Origin of the sequence: Bosea sp. 685 (genome assembly GCF_031884435.1) — a bacterium.
Lineage (GTDB): Bacteria > Pseudomonadota > Alphaproteobacteria > Rhizobiales > Beijerinckiaceae > Allobosea.
In genome coordinates, this window is sequence record NZ_CP134779.1 from 6,462,383 (window position 1) to 6,489,161 (window position 26,779).

General features: G+C 66.6%; 22 protein-coding genes. 13 read left to right on the plus strand and 9 right to left on the minus strand.

The genetic code is table 11. From position 1 onward, the window contains the following. Nucleotides 1-2: 2 nt before the first annotated feature. The 4 genes from sdhD to RMR04_RS31480 all read left to right on the plus strand — a co-directional run bounded on the left by sdhD (nt 3) and on the right by RMR04_RS31480 (nt 3,923). Nucleotides 3-395 carry a succinate dehydrogenase, hydrophobic membrane anchor protein gene (gene sdhD, locus RMR04_RS31465; RefSeq protein WP_311912404.1) on the plus strand — a complete coding sequence of 131 codons (393 nt, stop codon included), beginning with the start codon at nt 3-5 and terminating at the stop codon, nt 393-395. Nucleotides 396-399: 4 nt separating this feature from the next. Beyond that, nucleotides 400-2,232 carry a succinate dehydrogenase flavoprotein subunit gene (sdhA, locus tag RMR04_RS31470; RefSeq protein ID WP_069688984.1) on the plus strand — a complete coding sequence of 611 codons (1,833 nt, stop codon included), beginning with the start codon at nt 400-402 and terminating at the stop codon, nt 2,230-2,232. A gap of 535 nt (nt 2,233-2,767) precedes the next feature. Next, complete coding sequence (locus tag RMR04_RS31475; protein ID WP_311912405.1) at nt 2,768-3,133, plus strand: hypothetical protein; 366 nt, start codon at nt 2,768-2,770, stop codon at nt 3,131-3,133. Then, entirely contained in the window at nt 3,126-3,923 is a 798-nt protein-coding gene (locus RMR04_RS31480) for a succinate dehydrogenase iron-sulfur subunit (protein ID WP_311912406.1), read from the plus strand. Before RMR04_RS31475 ends, RMR04_RS31480 begins: the two co-directional genes overlap by 8 nt. A gap of 289 nt (nt 3,924-4,212) precedes the next feature. Here the strand turns inward: RMR04_RS31480 and RMR04_RS31485 are convergent, their stop codons facing one another. The 3 genes from RMR04_RS31485 to RMR04_RS31495 are packed head-to-tail and all read right to left on the minus strand — an operon-like array spanning nt 4,213 to nt 6,554. Beyond that, nucleotides 4,213-4,524, minus strand: coding sequence for a DUF6968 family protein (locus RMR04_RS31485; protein WP_311912407.1), 312 nt, complete (start codon nt 4,522-4,524; stop codon nt 4,213-4,215). Then, nucleotides 4,525-5,763: an NAD(P)/FAD-dependent oxidoreductase gene (locus RMR04_RS31490; protein WP_311912408.1), complete on the minus strand. Its 1,239-nt coding sequence runs from the start codon at nt 5,761-5,763 to the stop codon at nt 4,525-4,527. After that, on the minus strand, nt 5,760-6,554 hold the full coding sequence (locus RMR04_RS31495) for a glutamine amidotransferase (protein WP_311912409.1): 795 nt from the start codon (nt 6,552-6,554) through the stop codon (nt 5,760-5,762). Before RMR04_RS31495 ends, RMR04_RS31490 begins: the two co-directional genes overlap by 4 nt. Before the next feature lie 357 nt (nt 6,555-6,911). Here RMR04_RS31495 and RMR04_RS31500 point away from each other — a divergent pair, with 357 nt between their 5' ends. The 3 genes from RMR04_RS31500 to RMR04_RS31510 are packed head-to-tail and all read left to right on the plus strand — an operon-like array spanning nt 6,912 to nt 12,012. Next, a complete protein-coding gene (locus RMR04_RS31500) occupies nt 6,912-7,550 on the plus strand; it encodes a TetR/AcrR family transcriptional regulator (protein WP_311912410.1) in 639 nt (212 codons plus the stop codon). A gap of 50 nt (nt 7,551-7,600) precedes the next feature. Beyond that, entirely contained in the window at nt 7,601-8,776 is a 1,176-nt protein-coding gene (locus tag RMR04_RS31505; protein WP_311912411.1) for an efflux RND transporter periplasmic adaptor subunit, read from the plus strand. A gap of 14 nt (nt 8,777-8,790) precedes the next feature. Beyond that, complete coding sequence (locus tag RMR04_RS31510; RefSeq protein WP_311912412.1) at nt 8,791-12,012, plus strand: efflux RND transporter permease subunit; 3,222 nt, start codon at nt 8,791-8,793, stop codon at nt 12,010-12,012. A 126-nt stretch (nt 12,013-12,138) separates the two neighbouring features. Here the strand turns inward: RMR04_RS31510 and RMR04_RS31515 are convergent, their stop codons facing one another. Further along, nucleotides 12,139-13,065, minus strand: coding sequence for a transposase (locus RMR04_RS31515; protein ID WP_311909944.1), 927 nt, complete (start codon nt 13,063-13,065; stop codon nt 12,139-12,141). A 271-nt stretch (nt 13,066-13,336) separates the two neighbouring features. Continuing rightward, the gene (locus RMR04_RS31520) at nt 13,337-14,260 is read right to left on the minus strand and encodes a hypothetical protein (protein ID WP_311912413.1); all 924 of its coding nucleotides are present in this window, start codon (nt 14,258-14,260) and stop codon (nt 13,337-13,339) included. 992 nt (nt 14,261-15,252) lie between these two features. Between RMR04_RS31520 and RMR04_RS31525 the strand changes: the two genes are divergently transcribed. After that, entirely contained in the window at nt 15,253-17,586 is a 2,334-nt protein-coding gene (locus RMR04_RS31525; RefSeq protein ID WP_311912414.1) for a molybdopterin guanine dinucleotide-containing S/N-oxide reductase, read from the plus strand. Between the two features lie 27 nt (nt 17,587-17,613). Here the strand turns inward: RMR04_RS31525 and RMR04_RS31530 are convergent, their stop codons facing one another. Then, on the minus strand, nt 17,614-18,525 hold the full coding sequence (locus RMR04_RS31530) for a DMT family transporter (RefSeq protein WP_311912415.1): 912 nt from the start codon (nt 18,523-18,525) through the stop codon (nt 17,614-17,616). A gap of 126 nt (nt 18,526-18,651) precedes the next feature. On the opposite strand from RMR04_RS31530, the gene RMR04_RS31535 reads away from it, so the two are divergent. From RMR04_RS31535 to RMR04_RS31545, 3 genes are all read left to right on the plus strand, one after another. After that, a complete protein-coding gene (locus RMR04_RS31535; RefSeq protein ID WP_311912416.1) occupies nt 18,652-19,518 on the plus strand; it encodes a LysR family transcriptional regulator in 867 nt (288 codons plus the stop codon). Between the two features lie 202 nt (nt 19,519-19,720). Beyond that, nucleotides 19,721-20,764: a GTPase ObgE gene (gene obgE / locus RMR04_RS31540; RefSeq protein ID WP_311912417.1), complete on the plus strand. Its 1,044-nt coding sequence runs from the start codon at nt 19,721-19,723 to the stop codon at nt 20,762-20,764. Between the two features lie 167 nt (nt 20,765-20,931). Then, nucleotides 20,932-21,519: an invasion associated locus B family protein gene (locus tag RMR04_RS31545; protein WP_311912418.1), complete on the plus strand. Its 588-nt coding sequence runs from the start codon at nt 20,932-20,934 to the stop codon at nt 21,517-21,519. A gap of 182 nt (nt 21,520-21,701) precedes the next feature. On the opposite strand, the gene RMR04_RS31550 is transcribed toward RMR04_RS31545, so the two are convergent. Continuing rightward, nucleotides 21,702-23,522, minus strand: a complete 1,821-nt coding sequence (locus RMR04_RS31550) for an ABC transporter ATP-binding protein (RefSeq protein ID WP_311912419.1) — start codon at nt 23,520-23,522, stop codon at nt 21,702-21,704. A gap of 180 nt (nt 23,523-23,702) precedes the next feature. On the opposite strand from RMR04_RS31550, the gene RMR04_RS31555 reads away from it, so the two are divergent. Then, complete coding sequence (locus tag RMR04_RS31555) at nt 23,703-24,839, plus strand: DSD1 family PLP-dependent enzyme (RefSeq protein ID WP_311912420.1); 1,137 nt, start codon at nt 23,703-23,705, stop codon at nt 24,837-24,839. 19 nt (nt 24,840-24,858) lie between these two features. Beyond that, nucleotides 24,859-25,638: a hypothetical protein gene (locus RMR04_RS31560; protein ID WP_311912421.1), complete on the plus strand. Its 780-nt coding sequence runs from the start codon at nt 24,859-24,861 to the stop codon at nt 25,636-25,638. A 105-nt stretch (nt 25,639-25,743) separates the two neighbouring features. Here the strand turns inward: RMR04_RS31560 and RMR04_RS31565 are convergent, their stop codons facing one another. Together RMR04_RS31565 and RMR04_RS32185 are read right to left on the minus strand one after the other, a co-directional pair. Next, complete coding sequence (locus RMR04_RS31565; RefSeq protein WP_410492178.1) at nt 25,744-26,388, minus strand: substrate-binding domain-containing protein; 645 nt, start codon at nt 26,386-26,388, stop codon at nt 25,744-25,746. Next, complete coding sequence (locus tag RMR04_RS32185; RefSeq protein WP_410492179.1) at nt 26,381-26,635, minus strand: helix-turn-helix domain-containing protein; 255 nt, start codon at nt 26,633-26,635, stop codon at nt 26,381-26,383. Before RMR04_RS32185 ends, RMR04_RS31565 begins: the two co-directional genes overlap by 8 nt. Nucleotides 26,636-26,779: the final 144 nt, after the last annotated feature.

The window sequence follows — 26,779 nt, forward strand, 5'->3', positions numbered from 1 at the left end:
TCATGCAGTCCAACTCCTCCATGCGTACCCCGCTCGGCCGCGTTCGTGGTCTGGGTTCCGCCAAATCCGGCACCGGGCATTTCTGGCTCCAGCGCGTCACGGCGGTGGCCAATGTCGTGCTGACGGTGATCTTCCTCGGCATCGTGATCTCGCTCTTCGGCAAGCCCTATCCGGCGGCGATGGCGACGCTGTCGCATCCGCTGGTCGCGATCCTGATGCTGCTCTTCATCATCTCGGGCGCGGTGCATATGCGGCTCGGCATGCAGGTCGTCATCGAGGATTACATCCATGGCGAGGGCCTCAAGATCGCTGCCGTGATGGCCAACACCTTCTTCGCGATCGCGATCGGCGCTGCTTGCGTCTTCGCGGTGCTGAAGCTCTCGTTTGGAGGCTGATCCGATGGCGATCACCAAAGCCCGTTCGACCGCGACCTATGCCGGTCAGGCCTATCCGATCACCGACCACACCTTCGACGTCGTCGTGGTGGGCGCCGGCGGCGCCGGCCTTCGCGCCACCGTCGGCTGCTCGCAGGCCGGCCTGCGCACGGCCTGCATCTCAAAAGTGTTCCCGACGCGCTCGCACACCGTCGCGGCCCAGGGCGGCGTCGCCGCCTCGCTCGGCAATATGGGCAAGGACACCTGGCAGTGGCACATGTACGACACCGTCAAGGGGTCGGACTGGCTCGGCGACCAGGACGCCATCGAATATCTCGTCCGCAACGCGCCGGCCGCCGTCTATGAGCTCGAGCATTGGGGCGTGCCGTTCTCGCGCACCGAGAGCGGCAAGATCTATCAGCGGCCTTTCGGCGGCATGACCACCGAATTCGGCGAGGGCCCGCCGGCCCAGCGCACCTGCGCCGCCGCCGACCGCACCGGCCACGCCATGCTGCACACGCTCTATGGTCAGGCGCTGCGCTACAACACCGAGTTCTTCATCGAATACTTCGCCATCGACCTGATCATGGACGAGGACGGCCATTGCCGTGGCGTGATCGCGCTGAAGCTCGATGACGGCACGATCCATCGCTTCCGCTCGCAGCAGACGATCCTGGCGACGGGCGGCTATGGCCGCGCCTATTTCTCGGCGACCTCAGCCCATACCTGCACCGGCGACGGCGGCGGCATGGTGCTGCGCGCCGGCCTGCCCCTGCAGGACATGGAGTTCGTGCAGTTCCACCCGACCGGCATCTATGGCGCCGGCTGCCTGATCACCGAAGGCGCGCGCGGCGAGGGCGGCTACCTGACCAATTCCGAGGGCGAGCGCTTCATGGAGCGCTACGCTCCTTCAGCCAAGGATCTTGCCTCGCGCGACGTCGTCTCACGCTCGATGACCATGGAGATCCGTGGCGGGCGCGGCGTCGGCAAGAACAAGGACCACATCTACCTGCATCTCGACCATCTCGACCCGAAGATCCTGCATGAGCGCCTGCCGGGCATCTCCGAGAGCGCCAAGATCTTCGCCGGCGTCGATGTGACGCGCGAGCCGATCCCGGTCCTGCCGACGGTGCATTACAACATGGGCGGCATCCCGACGAACTTCCACGGCGAGGTTCTGACCAAGGTCGACGGCAATCCCGACACTGTGGTGCCGGGCCTGATGGCGATCGGCGAGGCGGCCTGCGTCTCCGTGCACGGCGCCAACCGCCTGGGCTCGAACTCGCTGATCGACCTCGTCGTCTTCGGCCGCGCCGCGGGCCTGCGCTGTGCAGAGACTGTGACGGCAGGCGAGAAGCAGCCGGAATTGCCGAAGAACTCGGCCGATCTCGCGCTGATCCGCCTGGACAAGTACCGCAACGCCTCGGGCGGCACCTCGACCGCCGAACTGCGCGGGCGCATGCAGAAGACCATGCAGGACAACTGCGCGGTGTACCGCACCGGCGAGACACTGGAAGAGGGCCACAAGCTGATCCACGAGGTCTGGGGCGGCATCACCGACATCGCCACCACCGACCGTTCGCTGATCTGGAATTCCGATCTCGTCGAGACGCTGGAGTTCGACAACCTGATCACCCAGGCGGTCGTCACCATGGATTCGGCGCTGAACCGTCCGGAAAGCCGCGGCGCGCATGCCCGCGAGGATTATCCCAACCGCGACGACAAGGACTGGATGAAGCACACCCTGTCCTGGATCGACGACGAGAAGCGCAGCGTCACGCTCGATGACCGGCCGGTGCACACCTACACGCTCTCGAACGACATCGAGTACATCAAGCCCAAGGCGCGGGTGTATTGAGGATGGTCCCCGGCTACCCATGCATGACATCGCAGGCGACAGTGGCTGCGGTTGGAGTCTTGGCGCTGGGGCTAAGCTCCTGCTCTTTCCTGCATCGCTCAGGTTTGAAGGGGCAAATAGCGGCTACAGGGCAACCCGTTTTGGGGTCTGTCTCCTATTCCGATGGCACTTACCGGTCTTCACACGTTGAGATAACTGATACGCGAAGGGATCTTTATTGTTCTGGCTCGATGCGGTTGGAGCGGCAACCCATTCGCATTGGAATGCTGGCTTTCACCAATGCTGAGTATGGTGGCGAGCTCTTATGCTCCACGGGCGAGGTGGCAAAGCTTCGCTTCGTGTCGAGCGATTCCGGCGCGAACGGAGTCGATGGCCGCGGCTCAGGCACTATAGGCGCGCGCGAGTTCTCGTTCGAGTTAGCCGATGATGCCGGCTGTCAAAGCGAGGGCTGCCGGGCAATAGACGGAGCGACGGCAAGTGCTGGCATGGTCCGGCTCAGGAAAGCTCATGGATTACCGCCCGTGGGGAAGCAGTGATGGTGCGGCTCGGCGGCTTCGATACGCTTGGGTGGGTTCTGCTAGGTCAACTGACCGTTAGTCCTGCTTATGCGGCTGGCGGCGAAATGCCAGCGCTTGTCAGTGTCATTCCGCTTGCCGTTCTATTTCTAACTGGCTGGGCGCTTAGCACTGTTGCGCCCAAGCGCTTGGTGCTGTTCGTGGCTGCGTTTTGGATCGCCGCGCTGGCTTTTATGATCGTCGAGTATGGTGTTGCAGGCGCATGGGACAGGTCTGTGAAGTTTGCGGTGCTGATGCTGGTTCTCACCTTGCCGTTCGCGGCTGGGTGTGTGTTGGGACCGGTCGCACGTAAGCGTTTTTCTGGAATCGGAACGCGTCATGGCTGAATTCAATCTTCCCCAAAACTCCCGTCTGACCGAGGGCAAGGCCTGGCCGAAGCCGGCCGGGGCCGCGAAGCTGACCGAGTTCAAGGTCTATCGCTGGAACCCCGACACCGGCGAGAACCCGCGCACCGACACCTATTTCGTCGACCGCGAGGATTGCGGGCCGATGGTTCTGGACGCGCTGATCTGGATCAAGTCCAAGATCGACCCGACGCTGACCTTCCGCCGCTCCTGCCGCGAGGGCATCTGCGGTTCCTGCGCCATGAACATGGACGGCAAGAACGGCCTCGCCTGCACCACCGGCATCGACGAATGCACCGGCCATGGCAAGAGCGCCGGCCGGGTCGCGATCTACCCGCTGCCGCATATGCCGGTGATCAAGGACCTCGTCCCTGATCTGACCCGCTTCTACGCCCAGCACGCCTCGATCGAGCCCTGGCTCAAGACGACGACGCCGGCGCCGGAAAAGGAATGGGCGCAAGGCAAGGATGACCGCGAGAAGCTCGACGGGCTCTATGAGTGCATCCTCTGCGCCTGCTGCTCGACCTCCTGCCCGAGCTATTGGTGGAATGGCGACCGCTATCTCGGCCCCGCCGCCCTGCTGCAGGCCTATCGCTGGCTGATCGATTCGCGCGACGAATCGACCGGCGAGCGCCTCGACAATCTGGAAGACCCCTTCCGGCTCTATCGCTGCCACACCATCATGAACTGCGCCAATGCCTGCCCGAAGGGCCTGAACCCGGCCAAGGCGATTGCGGAAGTGAAGAAGATGATGGTGGCGCGCCAGGTCTGAGGTGCGCAAATCCGCGAGCGCGGCCGTCTGACGCGATCGGCTGCGCTTCCGGTGCTCACGGACAAAAGTCCGCTGCGCTCCGGTTCTCGCCAATCACGCCAGCCGACTCACGCTGGCGAATTTTCGCAGCAGCCAATGCTGCGACGATCTACGAGCTTCCCGTCATGGTCGGCCTTGTGCCGACCATCCACGTCTTCCTTCGTCGAGGGCGGTGTTCAAGGCGTGGATGCTCGCCACAAGGCGAGCTGACGGCAGTACGCGTCAGTGCTGGGCGGGAGCGCCGTAACGCTCAGCTTTGGGAGTCCTCGGCAGGGCGCACGCTGGGCAGATCCAGATCGACGTTGCCAAGCCAGGTCAATCCCTCAGCTAGTGTCTCGGGTGCGTTGGTGAGTTCCGCCTGCACGTTCTTCATCGCAAGCAACAACGCTTGCACGCTATCGACGCCAAAAGCTCTGTGGCTTCTCGTGCGATCCGGCCATTCGATCCGATACTCGCAGCGCCAATCATTGCCATCTGCCATCGGCGCAAAGAAACTGACTTCGACGCGTCCGCTCTGACTGAGTTCAAATGTTCGCTTCGCGATTGCCGCGGGTGCATCCATTCAAAGATACCGCCCCGGCGCGAACGGTTTCGGATCAGCCGGCGGCGTCTCGCCGCAGATCATGCTGGCGATGATCTCGCCCGTGATCGGACCGGTGGAGAAGCCGATATGCTGGTTGCCGAAGGCGAGCCAGAGGCCGGGGTTGCGCGGCGCTTCGCCGATCATCGGCAATGAATCCGGCAGCGTCGGCCGGCAGCCGCGCCAGGTCTCGCCGACGACCTCCTCGAGCGGAAAAGCCTCGCGGGCGCTCGCCGTCGCCTGGTCGATCTGGCGGTGGTTGTCGGGCGCGTCGCGCAGGCTGAGATCGACGCCGCTGGTGACGCGGTAGCCCTGCTCCATCGGCGCCATGAAATAGGCTCCGTCGACATCAAAGACCGGCCGCGACAGGGCGGCGCCCGCCTCGGGCCGCAGATGGCGGTGATAGCCGCGCTCGACATCGAGCCTGGAGTTCAAGCCAAGCGGCGCGAGCAGGTCGCTGCTCCAGGGCCCGAGCGCAAGGATGGCGAGATCGGCCTCGTAGAGCCCCTTGTCGGTCTCAACCCGCCAGCCATCGCCGTTGCGCTTGAGCGTGCGGATTTCGGCCTGCTCGATCCTGCCGCCGCGCTGGGCGAAGAGTGCGGCATAGGCGGCGGTGACGGCGCCGGGCGAATCGACCGAGGCGTTGGAGGGTGTCAGCAAACCGGCCGGGAAGATCGGCTTTAGCGCGGGCTCGAGCGCCGAGATGCCCTGGCGGTCGAGCACCTCCGAGGCGATGCCGTGTTGCTTGAGGAAATCCTGCTCGGCCTGGGCTGCGGCGTGGCCGTCCTCGCCGCGCCAGAGTTTCAGCGTGCCGGTCTCGCGCAGGCGGTGCGAGACGCCCGCCGCCGCCATCAATTCGCGATGGCGGGTGACCGTGCTCGCCGTCAGCGAATCCAGCGCGGCGATGCGGGCGGCGGCCTGCGAGGGCCTGGATTCCCAGAGGAAGCGCAGCAGCCAGCCGGGCCGCGTCAATGCACGGCGCCAGTCGAGGTTGAGCGCCGGATGGGTATTGCCGAGATAGCTCGTCAGCTTCGACCAGAGGCCGGGATTGTTCAGCGGCACGATCGAGGAGCGCGCCAGCACGCCGGCATTGCCGTAGGAGGTCTCCTGGCCAGGCGCACGCCGGTCGAGCAGCGTCACGGTGAAGCCGCGCTTCTGCAAAGCGAGCGCGCAGGAGACGCCGACCATGCCGGCGCCGAGGACGACGATACTGCGATTCATGACAGGGTTGGCGCCGTCTCTGCAGGCTGTTTCAGCCAATGGTCGAGGAAGCCGTCGAGCCAGGCCCGGATGGCGGGATCGTATTGATACCAGCCTTCGAGATGCAAATGGCGCAACTGCGCGCCGGGCATCAGCGTGCGCTCATGGCCGCGGATCGACCAGCGGCACATCATCGCAGGCGTAACCTCGGGGTGGAACTGGATGCCGTAGACCTTGCTCCCGGCCCGGATCGCCTGAACCGGGAAATCGCCGCCGGTGGCAAGGCATTGTGCCCCGCTGGGACAATCGAAGCCGTCGCGGTGCCATTGATAGACGGTGGAAGGCCAGGCGAAGCCGGCCTCATTCGCATGGCAGCGCCCGGCCTCGGTCTGGTCGAGCCGGTAATAGCCCACCTCGGCGCGGCCCTCGCCATGGGTATAGACCCTGGCCCCGAGATGGCGCGCCATCATCTGGGCGCCCAAGCAGATGCCGAGGAAGGGTGCATCCTCCTTCAGGCAGGTGCCGATCCAGTCGATCTCGGTCTTGATGAAGTCGTCGGAATCATTGGCCCCCATCGGCCCGCCGAAAATCACTGCGCCGGCATGGCCGCGCATGGTTTGCGGCAGCGGGTCGCTATAGCGCGGCTTGCGGATGTCGAGCGCATGGCCGCGCGCCTGCAGCAGGCGGCCGACGCGACCGGGCGTCGAATGCTCCTGATGCAGCACGATGAGCACAGGCTTGCGTGCCGGCTGAGCCGCGAGCGGCGAACGTGTGGGGCGGGCGGCACGGAAACGAAGGGAGTGATCGTTCATCGCGAGGTTTTCGGTCGCTGGCGCGCGGTCAGGGGAGGGAAATGCGCGCGCCGCCATGCCATATCCGGAGAATGCGGTTCCAATCGGGACGAGGCAAGCAAATTGTAAGCCATGATCGGCATGGGACGGTGGCGACAAGGGCATGACGCCGGCTGGTTGCGGCTAGATCACGTCGCATTCGGACGGAATCGTCCGAATGCGAAAAACGTGACCGATTCTAAAAGTTTAGAGCATTGCTCACGCGAAAACCGGTACCCACTTTTTCGCGCAAGGCTCTGTCGATGTAAATGGGCTTGACATTGCGGGTGCCGTTGGGCAAATGAGAATGAACGTTCATTCTCATTTGATCGACATAACGTGACATCAATCGCTGCGCCATCTCCCGATAGCTCCCTTTCGGAGCGCCATATCCGTATTCTCGACGCTGCCGAGAGCGTTTTTGCGCGCGCGGGCTTCCATGCCGCGACGATGCATGACGTCGCGGTCGAAGCCGGGATGAGCCAGGGCAACCTCTATCGCTATTTCGCCTCCAAGGACGCGATCATCGCCGGCATGGCCGAGCGCGACCGGGCCCAGATCGCGGCCGACTTCACCCAGCTCGACCCCGCCAAGGGCGCGGTACTCGACCAGCTCGAGGAACTCGGCCGGCGCCATATGACCCAGAAGCCGCGCGAGAAGGCAGTCATCGCCCTGCAGATCTGGGCCGAGGCCGCACGCAATCCCGCAATGGCCAATATGTGCGCCGATATCGACGAGGCGGTGATCGGCGGGCTCGTCGCCGCCATCACTGGGGCCAAGGCGAGCGGCGAATTGCCTGCCAATCTCGACGATGCCCGCTTCCTGCAGGCGATCTTCATGATGGCCGACGGCTTCTTCTGTCGGCGCGCCGTGGATCCGCAATTCGACGCGGCTGCGGGGGCGGACACGCTGTTTGCCGCCATGCGCGGGCTGGCGCAGGTGCTGCTGCTGCCCGAGCCGGACGAGGCCCGGCCATGATCGCCGCTTCCGCCATGATCAAACCCGTTTCCGCTGCGAAAGTCCGCCCGATGTCACGTCTTCTCTCCGTTTCGCTGCTGGCGCTCGCTCTCGGCTGGGCTGCGCCGCTGCAGGCGCAGGCACAGGCCCAGACTTCGGCCCAGCCGGCGCCTGGCGCCGGACCGTCCGTCACGATCACCAAGGCGAAGATCAGCGAGATCGTGCAGAGCGTCGTCGTCTCCGGCTCGATGATCGCGCGCGACGAGGTTCTGGTCTCGCCCGAGGTCGACGGGATCGCCATCGTCGAATTGCTGGCCGAGGAGGGTGACAAGGTCGCTGCCGGGCAGGTTCTGGCGCGCCTGTCACGGACGACGCTTGAGGTACAGAAGGCCCAGAACGATGCGCAGGTCGCGCGCGCCGAGGCGGCGATCGCCCAGTCCAACGCGCAGATTGTCGAGGCCGAGGCCAATCTCGTCCAGGCCCGCAACGCCTTCGACCGCACCAAGGCCCTGCGCGAGAGCGGCAATGCCAGCAACGAGACCTACGATCAGCGCGACGCGGCCGCCCGCTCGGCCAGCGCGCGGCTGAACTCGTCGCGGCAGGCGCTGGCGATCTCGACCGCCGATCTGGCCTTGGCCAAGGCCCAGGGGCGCGATATCGAGGTCAAGCTCGCACGCACCGAGATCAAGGCCCCGGCCGCAGGCCTGATCAGCCGCCGCAACGCCAGGCTCGGCGCGATCGTGGCCCTGGCCGCGGCCGACCCGCTGTTCCGCATCATCGCCGATGGCGCAATCGAGCTTCAGGCGGATGTCGCCGAGGTCGAATTGCCGGGCCTCAAGCTCGGCCAGTCGGTCGCGGTGACGCCGGCGGGCGCGAGCGTGGCCTTGGCGGGCGAAATCCGGCTGATCGCGCCCGAGGTCGACAAGCAGTCGCGGCTCGGCCGCGTGCGCGTCGCGCTCAAGGGCAATCCGCCAGTCGCGATCGGCTCCTTCGCGCGCGGTTTGATCGAGACCGGCCGCAAGAACGCGGTGACGCTGCCCTTGTCGGCGATCACCTATGCCCGCTCGGGCGCGACGGTGCAGAGCGTCAGCGACGGCAAGGTGACGACGAAGAAGGTCCAGCTCGGCCTGGCCGGCGATGGCCGCGCCGAGATCGTCTCCGGCGTTGCCGAGGGTGAGAGCGTCGTGGCGCGGGCGGGCACCTTCGTGCGTGACGGCGACGTCATCACGCCGGTCGCGACGAACTGACGGAGCCAGCTCTCGTGGACATCAATTTCTCCGCCTGGTCGATCCGGAAGCCGGTTCCCGCGATCCTGCTCTTCGTCGTGCTCTGCGTGCTCGGGCTGCTCTCCTTCTCGAAGCTGCCGGTGACGCGTTTTCCCAATATCGACGTGCCGCTGGTCTCGGTCACGGTGACCCAGTCGGGCGCCGCGCCCGCCGAGCTGGAAAGCCAGATCAGCAAGCGCGTCGAGGACGCGGTCGCCAACATCACCGGCGTCAAGCATGTGATGTCGACGCTGACCGACGGCTCCTCGGTGACGTCGATCGAGTTCCGGCTAGAGACCAACACCGACCGCGCCGTCAACGACGTCAAGGACGCCATCGCCAAGATCAGGGCCGATCTGCCGCGCACGATCGACGAGCCGATCATTCAGCGCATCGATGTCGAGGGCCAGTCGATCATGACCTTCGGCGCCTCTTCGCCGGGCATGACGCTGGAGCAGATCTCCTGGCATGTCGACGATGTCGTCGCGCGCGAATTGCAGGGCCTCAAGGGCGTCGGCCGGATCGACCGCTTCGGCGGCGTCGATCGCGAGATCCGCATCTCGCTAGATCCCGACCGTTTGCTCGCGCTGGGCACCACGGCGGGCGAGGTCAATCGCCAGATCCGCGCCACCAATGTCGATCTCGCCGGCGGGCGCGGCGAGGTCGGCGGGCAGGAACAAGCGATCCGCACGCTCGCCAGCGCGCGCACCGTAGCCGAGCTGGCGGATTCCAAGATCACGCTGACCGGCGGCCGCGAGGTGCGGTTGAAGGAACTCGGCCGGGTCGAGGATTCGAATTCCGAGCCGCGCTCCTTCGGCCGGCTCGACAAGGTGCCGGTCGTCTCCTTCGCGGTGTTCCGCTCGAAGGGTTCGAGCGAGTTGTCGGTCAAGGATGTCGTTGCGGCGCGCATCGCCGAGCTCAACAAGCGCTACCCCGACATCGTGATCAAGCCGATCGACGACGCCGTCGCCTATACCTACGGCAACTACAAGGCGGCGATGGAAACGCTGATCGAGGGCGCGGCGCTGGCCGTGCTCGTCGTCTTCCTGTTCCTGCGCAACTGGCGCGCCACGCTGATCACGGCGATCGCGTTGCCGCTCTCGGCCATCCCGACCTTCTGGGCGATGGAGCTGATGGGCTTTTCGCTCAACCTCGTCAGCCTGCTCGGCATCACGCTGGTCACCGGCATCCTGGTCGATGACGCCATCGTCGAGATCGAGAACATTGTCCGGCATATGAAGATGGGCAAATCGCCCTATCGCGCCGCAATGGAGGCCGCCGACGAGATCGGGCTCGCCGTCATCGCGATCACGCTGACGATCGTGGCGATCTTTGCGCCGGTCTCCTTCATGGGGGGCGTGGCGGGCCAGTATTTCCGCCAGTTCGGCCTGACTGTCGCGGTCGCGGTGCTGTTTTCGCTGCTTGTCGCGCGTCTGATCACGCCGATGATGGCGGCCTATCTGATGAAGCCGGTGAAGCACGCCGACGCCAAGGACGGCGTCGTGATGGGCGCCTATGTCGGCCTGCTGCGCGGCACGCTGGCGCGACGCGAAATCCCGCTATTGCCGCGCTTCGACGGTTCGGGCCGCTGGCGCAAACTGCCGCTCAACATGGCCTATGTCACGCTGCTGATCGGCTTCGGTTTCCTCTTCGCCTCGATTCAGGCGACGGCGCTGCTGCCGACCGGCTTCATTCCCGACGAGGACACCTCGCGTGTCGTGGCCTCGGTCGAATTGCCGCCGGGCTCGACATTGGAGGACACCCGCGTCGCGACCGACCTGATCGTCGATCGCCTGCGCACGATCCCCGAGGTGACGCAGGTCTTCGTGCTCGGCGGCTCCTCGCCGACCGGCCAGCGCGAGGTGCGCCGCGCCGCGGTGACGATCAAGCTCCTGCCCAAGGCCGAGCGCAAGGCGCGCCAAAAAGACCTCAAGGTCGTCATTGCCCAGAAACTCGCCGGCGTGCCCGATACCCGCGCCTGGTACGTCAATGAGCGTGGCGAGCGCGAAATGGCCTTCTCGATCCTGTCCAAGGACGGCGCGGCGCTCGACGAGGCCGTGGCGCGGATCGAAAGCCGCATGCGCAAGATCGACGGCTATCTCAATGTCGCGACCTCGGGCTCGCTCAGCCGGCCGGAACTGCGCGTCACGCCCAAGCTCGAACAGGCCGCCAATCTCGGCGTCACGCCGGAATCGATCTCGGAGGCTGTGCGCGTCGCCACCATCGGCGATGTCGGGGCCAATCTCGCCAAGTTCAACGCCGGCGACCGTCTGGTGCCGATCCGCGTCCAGCTCGACGAGGCCGCCCGCGCCGATATCCGCAACATCGCGGCCTTGCGCGTCACCAATGCCAATGGCGTCTCGATCCCGCTGACGGCGGTGGCCGAGATCGGCTTCGGCGAGGGGCCGAGCTCGATCGACCGCTATGACCGCGTCCGCCGGGCCGCGATCGGCGCCGATCTCAAGCGCGGCTTCGAACTGGGCACCGCGCAGGACACCTTCAAGGAGATCGTCAGGCAAGTCGGCCTGCCCGCGGGCGTGCGCATCGCCGCGACCGGCGACGCCGAGATCCAGGGCGAGGTGGTGCAGGGCTTCATCACCGCGATGGCGACCGGCCTGATGCTGGTGCTGGCGGTGCTGATCCTGCTCTTCGGCTCGGTCTTCCAGCCGATCACGATCCTGCTCTCGCTGCCGCTCTCCTTCGGCGGCGTGGTCATCGCCCTGCTCGCCACCGACAAGCCGGTCTCGATGCCGGTCTATATCGGCCTGCTCATGCTGATGGGCATCGTCACCAAGAACGCGATCATGCTGGTCGATTTCGCGGTCGAGGAGATGGCGCGCGGCAAGGACCGCCGCACCGCGCTGCTCGAAGCCGGCCGCAAGCGCGCTCGGCCGATCGTGATGACGACGATTGCGATGGCGGCGGGCATGATGCCCTCGGCCTATGGTGTCGGCGACGGCGGCGAATTCCGCGCGCCGATGGCGATCGCGGTGATCGGCGGCCTGATCGTCTCGACCGTGCTCTCGCTCGTCTTCGTGCCGTCCTTCTACGCGGTGATGGATGATCTCTCGCGCCTGACGAGCTGGATCTTCGGCCGCTTCTTCAGCAAGCCCGAGGATGAGAGCGCCTGGGAGACCATCGACGAACACGCGACGCCGGGCGAAGCGAGCGCCAAGGCAATGGCCAAGCTGCCGCCGCCGCGGTTGGCGGCGGAGTGAAGGGGCGGGCTTTCGCCCGCCTCGCGACTAGCGCCTGCTGTCTTGGCCCTGTTGTCCTGGCTCGGAACCAGGCCGTCATCCTGGGCTTCGCGTAGCGAAGTCCCGGCAACTGTGTTGTTTGGAGTGTCATGGTTGGAAGGCGGTGTCAGTTTTGAGCATGGCGTTGAGGGTTACGAGGAGCTTTCTTGCGACGGCGATGATGGCGACTTTTGCGGCTGCGCTTCTTGCGCGGACGGCGTCGTAGAAGGTCTTGAAGCGCGCAGATGTCCGGATGGCAGCCAGCGCGGCCATGTAGAGGGCTTTGCGGACGCGTCGCCTTCCGCCCCTGATCATGCGCTGTCCGCGCCTGCGCCCGCTGTCATTGTTGAAGGGCGCGAGACCGGCGAGCGCGGCGATGGCCTTTGGCGAGACGTGGCCGAGTTCGGGCATCAGGGCGATGAGAGTGACGGCTGTGACGGGCCCGATGCCGGGCGCCGAGCGCAGCAGAGCTTGCGTCCTGGCCAAGGTCTCATCTGCCCGCAAGGCCTCGCTGACGAGGTGCTCGAGCGTGGCGATCTCCGCATCGAGCCAGGCGAGATGGCGGGCGAGGCTGCCGGTGGGATCTTGCCCCTCGCTGTCGCGGACGCGCTCGGCGGCGCGCATCTCGACGAGCTGATCGCGGCGTTTGTGCAGCTGTGCCAAGGCGTTGCGAGCGGGATCGGAGGCTGCGTCGGGCATGAGCGCCAGCATGCGCGCCATCGCAGCCAGCATCTCGGCGTCGATCGCATCGGTCTTGGCCAGGCGGCCGGTGGCGCGGGCGAAGTCGCGGGCGCGCGCCGGATTGATCCGGGCGAAGCGGCAGCCGGCCTGCTCCAGGGTCTGGCGCAGCGTGTGGTCATAGGGGCCGGTTGCCTCGAAGGCGACGAAGCTGGCCTGGCAGTCGAGCGACGACAGCCAGGTCGCGATCGCCTCGCTCGTATTGGCGATCCGAAGGCTCGTCCCGCTCGTCTCCTCGAACAGGTCGAGATGGCTCTTGGCGATATCGCAACCGATGAAGCAGGGGTGTATGGTCATGGTGCCTGTCCCTGTGCTGCGAGGTCCGGTGCAAGCGGCCTCGGTCAACTGTTCAGGATGGGGTCTTCGAACGCGGGCGGGAACCGAGCCGGAACGCGGTGTTTGCCACCCGGGATCCAACGGCTTCCCGCCCGCACCAATCATGACACCAATCAAACACACAGGGATCCATCGTAGAGCGTCGGAGCCCTCCGATGGATCCCGGAGCTGCGCCGCTTACGCGGCTTGTCCAGGATGACGGTGTGGTTCCGGCCACAAATGTGGGCGAGGTCTAAAGCGTCGGCGAAATGGAGGGCGATGACCCGCTCGACGGCGCCGCCGGTGGCTGGTTCCGGCGGTTGAGCATCTCGCCGCGCGAGCGGATGATCTGCGCCATGACGACATCCTGGACGCGTTGCTCGGCGGCGCGGCGGATGGCCTCCCTGTCCGCCGGGCGCGCGCCGTCGAGTTCGATGATCTCGACGGTCGCCTGCACCAGTGCATCGACATCCGCCTTGCAGAAGATCATCGCGGCCTTGGCGACGACCTCGGCCTTCTCGTCGGTCAGCAGCATCGGCCCGCCTTCCCGCCCGATGCAGGCAAGCGCCCTGGCGCGGATCAGGTCGCGGGTCTTTTCGAGGACCGCCTTCTTCTCCGCCTTAGCCTGCGCGTCGGCCTCCGCTGGCCGGGGCGCGTTCTGGCCGGGCGACGAGGTCACCGGCCCGCGAATGCTGGCGCTCTGGCGGGCGCATTCGACCAGTGCGGGCAGCATCTCCGAGGTCGAGGTCAGGGCGAAGGCCAGGCGCTGGTCGTTTGCGACCAGCTCCAGATAGCCGCCATGGCGGAAGGCGTTGATCAGTTGCGAATCTGCGGGCATCGCGATCGTCATCAGGACCGGCGTCTTGACGTCTGCCGTGACATCGATGCGCGATCTGCGGTCGAAGACGAGCTGCAGCGCCAGTCTCTCGCCCGGCTTGAGCTTCCAATTGGCGTGCGAGAACCCGATCAGCCATTTGAAATCGGCCGTGATCGAGGTGAGCATGCGCGTGCCGTTCTTGTAGGCAGCGTTCACGGCGCAATGCGAAAAGGCGCCCGTCGCGTCGTTGGTGAAGGCGCCGCCCGACCAGTTTCCGACGACGATCTTGCCATAGGGGCCCGCAGCCTGCGCCATCGGCGCCAGCAGCAAGGTCGAAGCCAGGAGAACGCCACGTATCATGCTCGCCTCGGCAGATAGGGGCTGCAAGGATGAAGGCTGGCGCGGCTTATCGCAATCCCGCAGGGGGGCGAATGTGGAGTGGGGCGGCTGCAGTGAAAAGGAGAGGGGTAGGGGTGAGGCGTAGGCCCCTGGACCAGTTCGCAGCCAACTTCACAGCAGGCAGCGGTGAGGTCGTAGCCCAAGCGTCAAACGGCCGACCCCTCACCCTGCCCTCTCCCACCAATCTCGGGCTTGCCCGAGATTGGCACGGATAGTGTTCCAAGTCGGAAACACCCGACTTGGATTGGAGAGGGTTCCCCGCGCCTCAGACTTCTCATTCATCTGCGGCGTGGACGCTATTTTCTCCCGAGCAGAGAAGGAAAGCGCATCCGTTCACCGCCGGATGCAGACCACCCATTCAAGGGCCTGCCGCTTGCGGGATTTACTATGCGAAGATAGCGTCCCTGCAGAGTTCATCTGTATCCAGGCAGATGATTTGCACGGGTTCGCGCCGACAGGAGCCGCGATATGATGAGACGACTTACGATCGCAGTCTTCTCGTCCGCAGCCCTGTCAGGATTATTGTTCTTTGCTCCGGCGAGCGCGTCCGCGGCAGAGACATGCGCCAGCTTCCAGTCGCTCTGTGCGGCACGCTGCAAGCAGCGGGCGCCGCAGGACGCCAATTGCGTCTCCGACCATTGCACGCCGAAGCTGAACGAGTGCCGCAAGACCGGATGCTGGCAGGAGGGACAACTTTATGGCGGGAAGCTCTCCTGCGGGCTGAGGAAGACGTAAGCGGGTCCTCCCGGGTCTGTCCTCGTCGCACCAGCAGCACCGCAGCCAAAGGCTTGCGCGGGCGAGGGCTGCCCGCCGAAGAATGCTCGGGCGGCGTATGCGCCGACCAGCGCCCAGACCAACGCCGGACGCATTCCCCCCTTTCGCCACGGCTCTCGTTCTCCCAGCGAAGATGCCCTAGGCTCCCCGTCACCTGTCCGGCAGCTGGAAGCACCACGATGACGACGTTGACCGCCCCAATCTCTGAGGCTCCGCTGGATGAGGGTTTCCGGCCGCACACCTCGCATTGGGGCGTGTTTTCGGCGCGGATGAAGGATGGCGAGCTGGAGGTCAGGCCCCATGCCGGCGATCCCGATCCCAACGAGATCATCCAGAATTTTCCCGCCGCGCTGCGTCACCGCGCCCGGATCGCGCAACCCATGGTGCGCCGGGGCTGGCTGGAGAACGGCCCGGGCCCCGATGAGCGCCGCGGCCGCGACGACTATGTGCCGATGTCGTGGAGCGCCGTGCTCGACAAGCTCGCGGGCGAACTCAGGCGGGTGCGCGATGATTTCGGCCCGGGCGCGATCTTCGGCGGGTCCTATGGCTGGTCCAGCGCCGGGCGCTTCCACCATGCGCAAAGCCAGGTCCATCGCTTCCTCAACACCTCGACCGGCGGCTATGTGAAGTCGGTCAACAGCTACTCCTCGGGCGCTTCCTCCGTCCTCGTGCCGCATATCATCGGCGACTATGAGGACCTGGTGAAGCGCAATGTCTCCTGGGAGCAGATCGCGCAGCATAGCGAGATCGTGCTCGCCTTTGGCGGCATGGCGCTGAAGAACAGCATGGTCACCGGCGGCGGCAGCAGCAAGCATGTCGAGCGCGGCGCGATGCAGCGCGCCCATCAGCGCGGCTGCGATTTCGTGCTGGTCGGCCCCTTGCGCGGCGACCTGCCCGAGGAGGCCGGCGCCGAATGGCTCTCCAGCATCCCCGGCACCGACACGGCGCTGATGATGGCGCTGGTCCACAGCCTCGTCGTCGCCGGGCTGCATGACCGCGATTTCCTGGAGCGCTACACCGTCGGCTGGCCGGTCTTCGAACGCTATTTGCTGGGGGAGACCGACGGGCAGCCCAAGGATGCCGCCTGGGCCGCCGCCATCACCGGCGTGCCGGCGCAGGCGATCACGGCATTGGCCAGGCGGCTGCATGGCAAGCGAGCGCTGATCGTCGTGGCGCATGCGCTGCAGCGGGCCGAGCATGGCGAGCAGCCGGTCTGGATGGGCATGGTGCTGGCGGCCGCGCTCGGCCAGATCGGCCTGCCGGGCGGCGGCTATGGCTATGCGCTGGGTGCGATCGGCTATTATGGCCGGCGCTACAACGCCGTGCCGATGCCGACCCTGCCGCAGGGGCGCAACGCCGTCACCGACTTCATTCCGGTGGCGCGCATCTCGGACATGCTGCTGAACCCCGGCACGAGCTACCGCTATAACGGCCAGACCCGGACCTATCCGCAGATCAAGCTGGTCTACTGGGCCGGCGGCAATCCGTTCCATCATCACCAGGACTTGAACCGGCTGAAGCAGGCTTTCGCCAGGCTCGACACGCTCGTCGTCCACGAGCTGGCCTGGACGGCGACGGCCCGCCACGCCGACATCGTCCTGCCCTGCACGATGACGCTGGAGCGCGAGGACATCGGCGGCAATGCCAATGATCCGCTGCTCGTGCCGATGCGACCCGTGATCGCCCCCTATGGCGAGGCGCGCGACGATTACGCGATCTTCGCCGATCTCGCCGAGCGGCTGGGCACGGCACAGGCCTTCACCGAGGGCCGTTCAGTCCGGCAATGGCTCGAGCATCTCTATGAGCCGACACGGGCCGCACTCGCGCAGGCTGGCCTGCCGGCGCCGAGCTTCGCCGAGTTCCAGGCGAGCGAGGGCTACGACATGCCCCAGCAGGATGATGATGGCGGGCGCCTGCGGGCCTTTCGCACCGACCCGGTGGCGCATCCGCTGCCGACGCCGAGCGGCAAGCTCGAGATCTTCTCGGAGAGGATCGCGAGCTTCGGCGAGGCGGATTGCCCCGGCCATCCGACCTGGCTGGGGGAAACCAATGTGCCCGACGCGGCCTCGCCCTTCGTCCTCGTCGCCAACCAGCCGCGTACGCGGCTGCACAGCCAGTTCGACTTCGGCGGCCACAGCAGCGGGGCCAAGCATCGCGGCCGCGAGGTCGCGCGCATGCACCCCGACGATGCGGCGGAGCGCGGCATCGCTGATGGGGACATCATCCGTATCTACAACGAGCGCGGCGCTTGCCTCGCCGGCGTCCATGTCACCGACGGCATCCGCCAGGGCGTGGTCCAGCTGCCGACCGGCGCCTGGTACGATCCGGTCGATCCCGAGGAGGACAAGCCGCTCTGCGTCCACGGCAATCCCAACGTCCTGACCCGGGATGTCGGCACCTCGGCGCTGGCGCAGGGCTGCACGGGGCAATTGACCACCGTCCAGGTCGAGCGCTTCGACGGCAATCTGCCGCCGATCCAGGCTTATGATCCTCCGGTTCGGAAGGCTTCTTGAGCAGCTGAGCGGCGAAGCGGGCGCGGCTCAGCCGCGCCGCACCAGCAGCACCGCCGCCAGGATCGCCACGCCGCCAAATGCCTGAGCGGGCGAGGGCTGCTCGCCGAAGATCGCCCAGGCGGCAAGCACGCTGACCAGCGCCGGCCAGACCATGACGAGCGAGGCAGCGCTGGCACCGTAGCTGCCGAGCGAGAGTGTGATCAGGCCCTGGCCGAGCGCATGCGAGACCAGGCCTAGCGCGATCACCGCAAGCCAGCCCTGCAGGCTCGCCGGGATGATGGTCTCGCCGAGTGCGAGCGCGGCTGCGAGGCAGAAGACGGCGCAGAGCGCGCTGGAGATCAGGCCGATCCGGCCGGCATCGGCCCGCTCGCGGGCGCGGCGCACGGCCAGGATGTAACCCGCATAGGAGAAGGCCGCGCCGGTCGCCAGCATGTCGCCGAGAAGCCCACTGGGCGAGGCGGCACTGGGGGCGCCGATGAATTTCGGCAGCACCAGCATCAGCGCGCCGCCAAGTGCCAGCGCAAGCGCGCCGAGGATGCGCTGCGTCGGCTTCTCCCCGAGCAGGAGCCAGCCGCCGAGCACGACCGCGACGGGTGAGAGATTGCCGAGCAGCGAGGCGTTGGCGATCGTGGTGTGGCCAAGCGCTGCATTGTAGAGCACCACGTCGATCGCGAAGGTAAGACCGGCGAGCGCGATCGGGATGAGCGCGCCGGGACGGACCGTGCCCGAGGCCGCCTTGCGCTGCTCCATAGCGGTCCAGAGCGCGAGCACGGGCAATGCGAACAGCATGCGCCAGAAGCCGGCGGCGGCCGGGCCGACATCGGCCAGGCGCATGAACACACCGGAAAAGCCGATGCAGGTCGCGCCGGTGAGCAGCGCGACGAACATCGCCAGCGCCGGGGTGGCGGGGCGGGGCATGACGAGGGCAGGCGTGGACATCTGGCGACTTCCTGAGCAATAGCCTGCGATATAGCCAACTTCCATCAATCGGAAAAACGGATTATTCTGATTTAGCCATTCTTAAAATCGATCGCATTCTTAAAATCGATCGAAGGAGATTGCCTCATGGCGGCGCATTTCGATCTTGCCGCGCTCGACATGTTGGTCGCGGTCGCCGAGACCGGCGGCTTCACTGCCGCGAGCGCCAGGCTCGGCCGAACGCAATCGGCGATCTCGGTGCGCATCCAGGATCTCGAGAGCCAGGTCGGCCATCGCCTGCTCGAACGCTCGCGCCGGGGCGTGACGCCGACCGATGCGGGCGAGCGCTTGATCGCGCATGCCCGCCGGCTTCTGACGATCGAGCGCGAGGCGCTGGCTGATCTCGGGGGTGAGATGGCCTCGGGCCGGCTGCGCATCGGCATTCCCGACGATTACATGGACGCATATCTACGCCCGCTGATTGCGCGCTTCGCGGCAGAACACCCCAAGGTCGAGCTCGAATTGCACTGCGATCTCTCGAAGCGGATCGAGCCCGCCTTGGCGGCCGGCGAATTCGACCTCGCCGTGGTGACGCAGGATCCCAACCGGCCGATCGGCGAGGTCTTGCGGCGCGAGGCGATGATCTGGGTCGCGGGGCGCGGCCATCGCCCGGAACTGCAGGAGGTGCTGCCGCTGGCGCTGTTCGCGGAGGGCTGCCGGGCGCGCCCGCGCATCCTCTCGGCGCTTGGCGCGGCAGGCAAGGCGCACCGGCTGGTGTTCTCCTGCTCGCACACCTCGGGCATGCTTTCGGCCGTCGAGGCGGGGTTTTGCGTCACGGCCCTGACCGAGAGCGCGATTCCGCCGAGCTTGCGGCGCCTGGGCCCGGCAGAGGATCTGCCTGCTTTGTTTGATCTCTCGGTCGGCCTGATCATCGGGCCGCAGCCGGGGCTCGCGGCAAGGCGCTTCGCCGACGCACTGCGCGATGAAATGGCCGCGCCGCGGCTGGCGGCGTGAGCACCTGTGTCCCCTCCCGTCATGCTCGCCCTTGTGGCGAGCATCCCCGTCTTGAACACGACCCTCGACCAGCGAAGACGTGGATGGTCGGGACAAGCCCGACCATGACGAAGGGCGCGACGGCCCCTATTCGTTGCCCCGCGAGGGGAGAAGGAATGAGAGCCGCATTGCCCTTCCGCGCCCGTCCCACTACTGAAGCGCTATGAAATTCCTCGACCAAGCAAAAATCTATGTGAAGGCGGGCGATGGCGGCGCGGGCTGCGTCTCCTTCCGGCGCGAAAAATTCATCGAGTTCGGCGGGCCCAATGGCGGCGATGGCGGGCGCGGCGGCGATGTCGTGATCGAATGCGTGCAAGGCCTCAACACGCTGATCGACTTCCGCTTCCAGCAGCACTTCAAGGCCAAGATCGGCGGGCACGGCATGGGGGCCGACCGGCATGGCGCCAATGGCGAAGTGAAGGTGCTGAAAGTGCCGCCGGGCACGCAGATCTTCGACGAGGACGGCGAAACCTTGATCGCCGACCTGACGCAGGCCGGGCAGCGCTTCGTTTTGTGCAAGGGCGGCAATGGCGGCTTCGGCAATGCCTATTTCAAGACCGCGACCAACCAGGCCCCGCGCCATGCCAATCCGGGCCTGATCGGCGAGGAGCGCTGGGTCTGGCTGCGGCTGAAGCTGATCGCTGATGCCGGACTGATCGGCCTGCCGAACGCCGGCAAATCGACCTTCCTTGCCACGGTGACCGCGGCCAAGCCCAAGATCGCCGATTATCCCTTCACCACGCTGCATCCGGGCTTGGGCGTCGTGCGGGTCGATGCGCGCGAGATGGTGCTCGCCGATATTCCCGGCCTGATCGAGGGCGCGCATGAAGGGCACGGCCTGGGCGACCGGTTCCTTGGCCATGTCGAGCGTTGCCGCGTGTTGCTGCATCTTGTCGAGGGCACCAGCGAACATGCGGGCAAGGCCTACAAGACCGTGCGGCAGGAGCTCAGCCTCTATGGCGAAGGCCTGGACGAGAAGCCCGAGATCGTGGCGCTGTCCAAGGTCGATGCGCTCAGCCCCGAACTGCTCAAGGAGCAGGTGGCGCGGTTGAAGCGGGCCTGCAAGCGCATGCCGATCATCCTGTCCTCGGCTTCGGGCGAGGGCGTCGAGGCAGCGCTGCGGGCGCTGTTTGCGATCGTCGACGAAGCGCGCAAGGACGAGGCGCGCGAGAACGCCCCTGTCGAGGAGACCGGCTGGCGGCCGTGATGGCGAGAGCCAGATGCGAAAAAATGGGAACCGGTTTTTCGCATTGATCCTGCTCTAACCGGTGACAGGATTGCGAACCGCCGTTCCCAAGATGGCGGCGGCCCTTGCGCAAGGGCATGGCGTCGCGTCAATAGTGTTTCCAACGAAATCTCTGGAAACGCCGCGACATGAAGAAGCTCACTTCCCCGACCGTGTTGCTGGCCCTGATCTGCGCCGGCTCGGCCTTCGCCCAGGCGCAACGCAGCCCGGCGGCGGCCCAAGGGCAGCAGCGCCCGGCTGCAGCGGCTCCCGCGCCCGGCGGCGTTTCGCAGCCCGACAACACCACCGCGACCTATGGTGACTGGACGCATCGCTGCCAGCAGGGCGTCGGCACCCGCATCTGCGAGGTCGTGCAGACCTTGCAGGTCCAGGGCCAGCAGGGTCCGGTGGCGCTCGTCGCGGTCGGCCGACCGGTCAAGACCGAGCCCTATAAGCTCGTCGTGCAGGTTGCGCCGAATGTGACGCTGGGACCCAATGCCGGCGTGCGCGTCGCGCTGGGCGAGAAGGACGAGGGCACGTTGGCTGCGTTCTCGCGCTGCATTCCCGGCGGCTGCTTCGCCGAGGTCGCGATGAGCGAGGATCTGCTGAAGCGCTGGCGCGGCTATTCGGAAGGCGGGCAATTGCGCTTCCAGGACGCGGCGAACCGGCCGGTGACGCTGCCCTTCTCCTTCCGCGGCTTCCAGGCGGCGGCCGATGCGTTGGCGCGGGAGCCTTGAGCAGTTCCTGACCACACACGGAAACACCGTGTCATCCCGGGCGACCGAAGGGAGACCCGGGATCCATTCCTGAACCTTTCCGAATAGCGCTCCGGAATGGATCCCGGGTCTTCGCTGCGCTACGCCCGGGATGACGGGGTGGTTCAGCGAAAAATTTCGATCTGGAGCGGGGTGCTGACGCCTCAGCTCTCGACGAATTGCAGCCGGTGCAGCCGGGCATAGCTGCCATCGCGCGCCAGCAGGGCGTCGTGGCTGCCGGTCTCGACGATCTTGCCTTCCTCCAGCACGACGATGAGGTCAGCCTCGCGCACGGTCGAGAGACGATGCGCGATCACCAGCGTGGTACGGTTCTGCATCAGGCGGGCCAGCGCCTGCTGGACGAGACGCTCGGATTCGGTGTCGAGCGCGCTGGTGGCTTCGTCGAGCAGCAGGATCGGCGCGTCCTTCAGGATGGCGCGGGCGATCGCGATGCGCTGGCGCTCGCCACCCGAAAGCTTCGAGCCGCGCTCGCCGACCTGACTGTCATAGCCCTCCGGCATCGCCATGATGAAGTCATGCGCGGCGGCGCCCTTGGCAGCGGCGACGATCTCGTCTTCGGTCGCGTCGGGCCGGCCAAAGCTGATATTGGCGCGCACCGTATCGTCGAACAGCACGACATCCTGGCTGACCACGCCGATCTGGCTGCGCAGGCTGGCGAGCGAGAGGTCGCGCAGATCCTGCCCGTCGATCTCGACGCGACCCTCGCTGGGGTCGTAGAGCCGCGGCACCAAAGCGAGCAAGGTCGATTTGCCGGAGCCGGAGCGGCCGACAAGCGCCGTCATCTTGCCGCCCTGGACGACGAGATCGATGCCCTCCAGCGCGCGGGCATCGTCGCGATAGCGGAAGCGCAGGCCCTTGAAGGCGATCTCGCCGGCCCCGACTGCGAGCGGTTTGGCGTCGGGGCGCTGCGTGATCACCGGCTTGTCGTCGATCAGGGCGTAATAGCGCTTCAGCGAGGCGCCGGCCTCCTGGACGATGGCGTTGAGGTTGCCGAGCGAGCGCATCGGCTGCGCCGCCAGCAGCAGCGCCGAGACATAGCCGGTGAAATCGCCGACCGTCGAGCCGCCCGAGGTGATGCGCACGCCGATCGCGGCGAGCACGCCCGCCACCGCCATGCCGCCCGCGACCTCGAGCAGCGGATCGAGCCGGCCGCGCGCATTGGCCGACTTCATCTTGACGGCGCGGATCGATTCGAAGGCGGCCGCCGCGCGCGCCTTGAGATAGGGCTCGAGTGAATCGGTCTTGGCGGCGCGCGCGCCCTGCAGGCTCTCGGTGACGAGGCTTGCCATCACGCCGGTCTGTTCCTGCTGCGACACCGCCATACGGCGCAGCTTCTTGCCGATACGGCCGATCGGCCGCGCCACGATCGGCGCGATCAGCAGCACGACCAAGGTCATCTGCCAGTCGATCCAGAGCAGGGCGCCGACCAGCGCGATGGCGGTCAGCACGTCGCGCACAGCGATGTTGACCAGCCGCGTCAGCGCCTCCTTGACGAAGGTGAAGTCGGTGGTGAAGCGCTGCGTCAGGGAGGCGGGATTCTCTTTTTGAAGCTGGGCGAGGTCGGCGTCGATCAGATGAGCATAGAGCTGCGTCTGCATGTCGGCTTCGATGCGGCTGACGACGCTGTTGGTCATCACGGTCTGCGTCAGCAGGGAGAAGCCCTTGATCGCGGTGACGATGACGACGACGATCGCGACGGCGTTGACGACGCCGATCTCGATGGCGATCGATTTCGAGACGAGGCGCTCCATCCGGCGCACGAAACCGGTCGCCTCGGCGCTGAGCGGGTCGGCGAAAGCGTCGAACGCCGCCTTGATCAGCAGTGGATAGAAGCTCGTCGTCGCGGCGATCACGACCACGAGGCCCATGATCATCGCCATTTGCGGCAGGTAAGTCTTGCCCTGCTCGCGCCAGACGCGGGCGAAAAGCGCGAAAGTGTCGTCGGTAACGCGGCCGATCTTCATGGCGCGGGGCCTATCACGACGCTGGCGCAAGCGCTACCGGGCTTCGTGTTTCCGAAGGATTCGCAGCCTCGCAAGGCAGGCACGCGCAGCGCGGAAGGTAGGCACGCGCAGCGAGGTCTTGCTCCAGACACGAAGCTGGCGTCCGATAGCCACAACCGATTCAGGAGATTGCGACAGCCCATGCCCTTGCATCCGCCGGCCCAAGCCGGCCAGAGATTCAGCGAGATCGACACCCCTGCTTTGGTGCTCGACCTCGATGCCTTCGAACGCAACCTCGTCGCGATGGCGGCCTATACGCAGGCCCACGGCATTCGCCTGAGGCCGCACGCCAAGACGCATAAGAGCCCCGAGATCGCCTTGCGCCAGATCGCCCATGGCGCCGTCGGGCAGTGTTGTCAGAAGGTCTCGGAGGCCGAGATCCTGGTCGCGGGCGGCGTGCAGGACGTGCTGGTTTCCAATGAAGTCGCGGGTGCCGCCAAGCTCGACCGGCTGGCGCAGCTCGCCCGCAGCGCCAAGATCAGCCTCTGTGTCGATCATCTCGACGGCGTGCGCGAGGCTGCGGAAGCCGCCGCGCGCCATGATGTCGTGTTCGATGTCCTGGTCGAGATCGATGTCGGCGGGCGGCGCTGCGGCGTCGCGCCCGGGGAGGCGGCGGTCAGGATCGCCGAGGCGGTTTCGCGCAGCAACACTTTGCGCTTCGGCGGCCTGCAGGCCTATCACGGCACGGCCCAGCATATGCGTTCGATCGACGAGCGGCGCGAGGCGATCGAGCGCGCCGGCCTCTCGGCCCGCAACACGGTCGAACGCCTGGCCCAGGCCGGCTTGACCTGCGGCGTCGTCAGCGGGGCCGGCACCGGCACCTATGAGATCGAGACCGGGTCGGGCATCTGGAACGAGATCCAGGCCGGCTCCTACATCTTCATGGACGCCGATTACGCCCGCAACCGGCAGGCGGACGGCACGCCGTTCCGCGCCTTCGAGCACGCGCTCTTCATCCTGACCGGGGTGATGAGCAAGCCGGTGCCCGACCGCGCCATCGTCGATGCCGGGCACAAGGCGGCGGCGATCGATTCCGGCATGCCGATGCCGTTCCGGCGCGAGGGCGCGGTCTACACGAAACCCTCCGACGAGCATGGCGTGCTGACCGGCGACCCGATCGCGCTGCCGCATCGCGGCGAGCATATCCTGCTCGTGCCGGGCCATTGCGACCCGACGGTGAACCTGCACGACTGGTATGTCTGCGTGCGCGGGATGCACGGGCCTGACGCCCATGTCGAGGCGCTCTGGCCGGTGGCGGCGCGCGGCGCATTGACCTGAACCCATCCCGGAGCATGCGATGCTCGCCGAACTCGCGCTCAGGCTGATCACACCGGCCGGGCGGATGACGCGGCGGCTGGGTTTGTTGTCGGAGAGCACGGCGCTATGGGCGCGCGGTCTTCGCCATCGCAAGGCCTGGGCCGCGCATCATGGCCACTGCCGTGCTGTGGTGACTGAGGTGGTCGCGGCGCTGCCATCCCGGCGCTGCGTCGTCGTGCTTGGCTCGGGGCTGGTGCGTGACGTGCCGCTCGAGCTGCTCTGCGCGGGCTTCCAGCGCGTGCTGCTGGTCGACGCCGTGCATCTGCCGCCGGTCAGGCTGCGCATGGCCCTTCGCCGCAAGGTCACGCTGATGACGCGCGATCTCAGCGGCGTGATGGGCTGGCTCGCCGGCGAGCGCGAGGGGCGGACCGACCCCGTTGCCGACCTCGTCATGGATGCGGGCATCGACCTCGTGATTTCGGCCAATCTGCTCTCGCAGCTCGCTTGGCCGGTGGAGGATTGGCTGGAGGAGAATCCGGGGCGGGCTGCCGCCTTCCCAGTCGATCTGCCGGCGCGCTGCATCGCCTGGCATCTCGACGATCTCGCGCGCTTTCAGGGGCGCGTCGTCCTGCTCAGCGATGTCGAGATGGTCGAGCGCGACCGGGCCGGGGCGGTGATCGGGCGGCTCGATTTGATGCGCGGCGTCGCGCTCCCCGAAGCGGATGAGAGCTGGGACTGGCCGGTCTCGCCATTCGGGGAGGCCGGGCCGGATCGGGAAGCGGTGCACCGGGTCGGCGCCTGGCGGAATTTTGGGACGTGAGGGGGTAGCTATTATGCCGTCATGCTCGGGCTTGACCCGAGCATCTCCTGGTCGAGATTCTCGGGTCTACGCTGCGCTTCGCCCGAGAATGACGGGCCCGCCCCCTTAGCGATTCAGCCTGACCTCGCCGCTCCGCGCCAGATCATAGCCGCCGAGTTCGCGCGCCCTTGCTGCCATGTCGGGCCTGCGCATCCAGGCGAGCAGGGTTTGCGTCGCCGGTTCGAAATAGGTCCGGCGGCGCATCACCAGATCGACATGCTCCCAGACCAGCGGCAGGAAATCGAGGCCGAAGGCGGCAGCGATAGCGCGCGAGGCGATGCCGCAATCGGCGCGGCCGGTGCGGATCGCCAAGGCGAGGTCCTGGCCCGTGGCGCAGACGCCCTCGGCCATGACCATGCGGCCGTCGGGGACGTCGTCGCGCGCCATCAGGCTCGTCAGCAGCAATTGCGCGCCGGCGCCCTGCTGGCGGCGGGCGAAGCGGGCACGCTTCTCGACGGCCGAGGCGATGCCGGCAAGGGCGAGCGGATTGCCGGGCGCCATCAGCAGGCCCTGCTCGCGCCTGGCGAACCCGATCACCACCGCGTCGAACAGGCCAGGCTCCGCCCGGATCGCGGCCGGGTTGGCCGCGTCATCATCGGGCGTCGCATGGAGATGGATCGCGGCGATGGCGACCTCGCCGCGCGTCAGCCGGTCGAGCCCGGCCTGCGAGCCTTCCGCCAACAGAGCGAGACCGCAGCCGGAATCACGCACGGCGACCTCGAGCAGCGAGATCCTGGCTGCCGCCGATGATCGGCGGCGGGTTTGCGGGCTGCATGCCCTCGGGCCGCGCCAGCCCGGCCTCGAGCCAGCGGTCGAGCGCCGCACGCGGGAACAGCCATTTGCCGCTGACCTTTGTGCAGGGCACGGCACTATGGGCGACGAGCTCGTAGAGCTTGCGTTCCTTGAGCCGCAGATAGGCAGCGGCCTCCTCGGTGGTCAGGTAAATCCGGTCCTGCATCTGACTGCGCTGGGCTGTTTCTGTTCCAAGATTGGCAATTGGTCGCATTGAACTCTAGAAATCACAAGTGTCTGCAGGTCTTGTATCTGCAGGTCTTGGCTGTTCGCAGGCTTTGAGCTTTCAGGCAGGTTTGGCTTTCGGGGG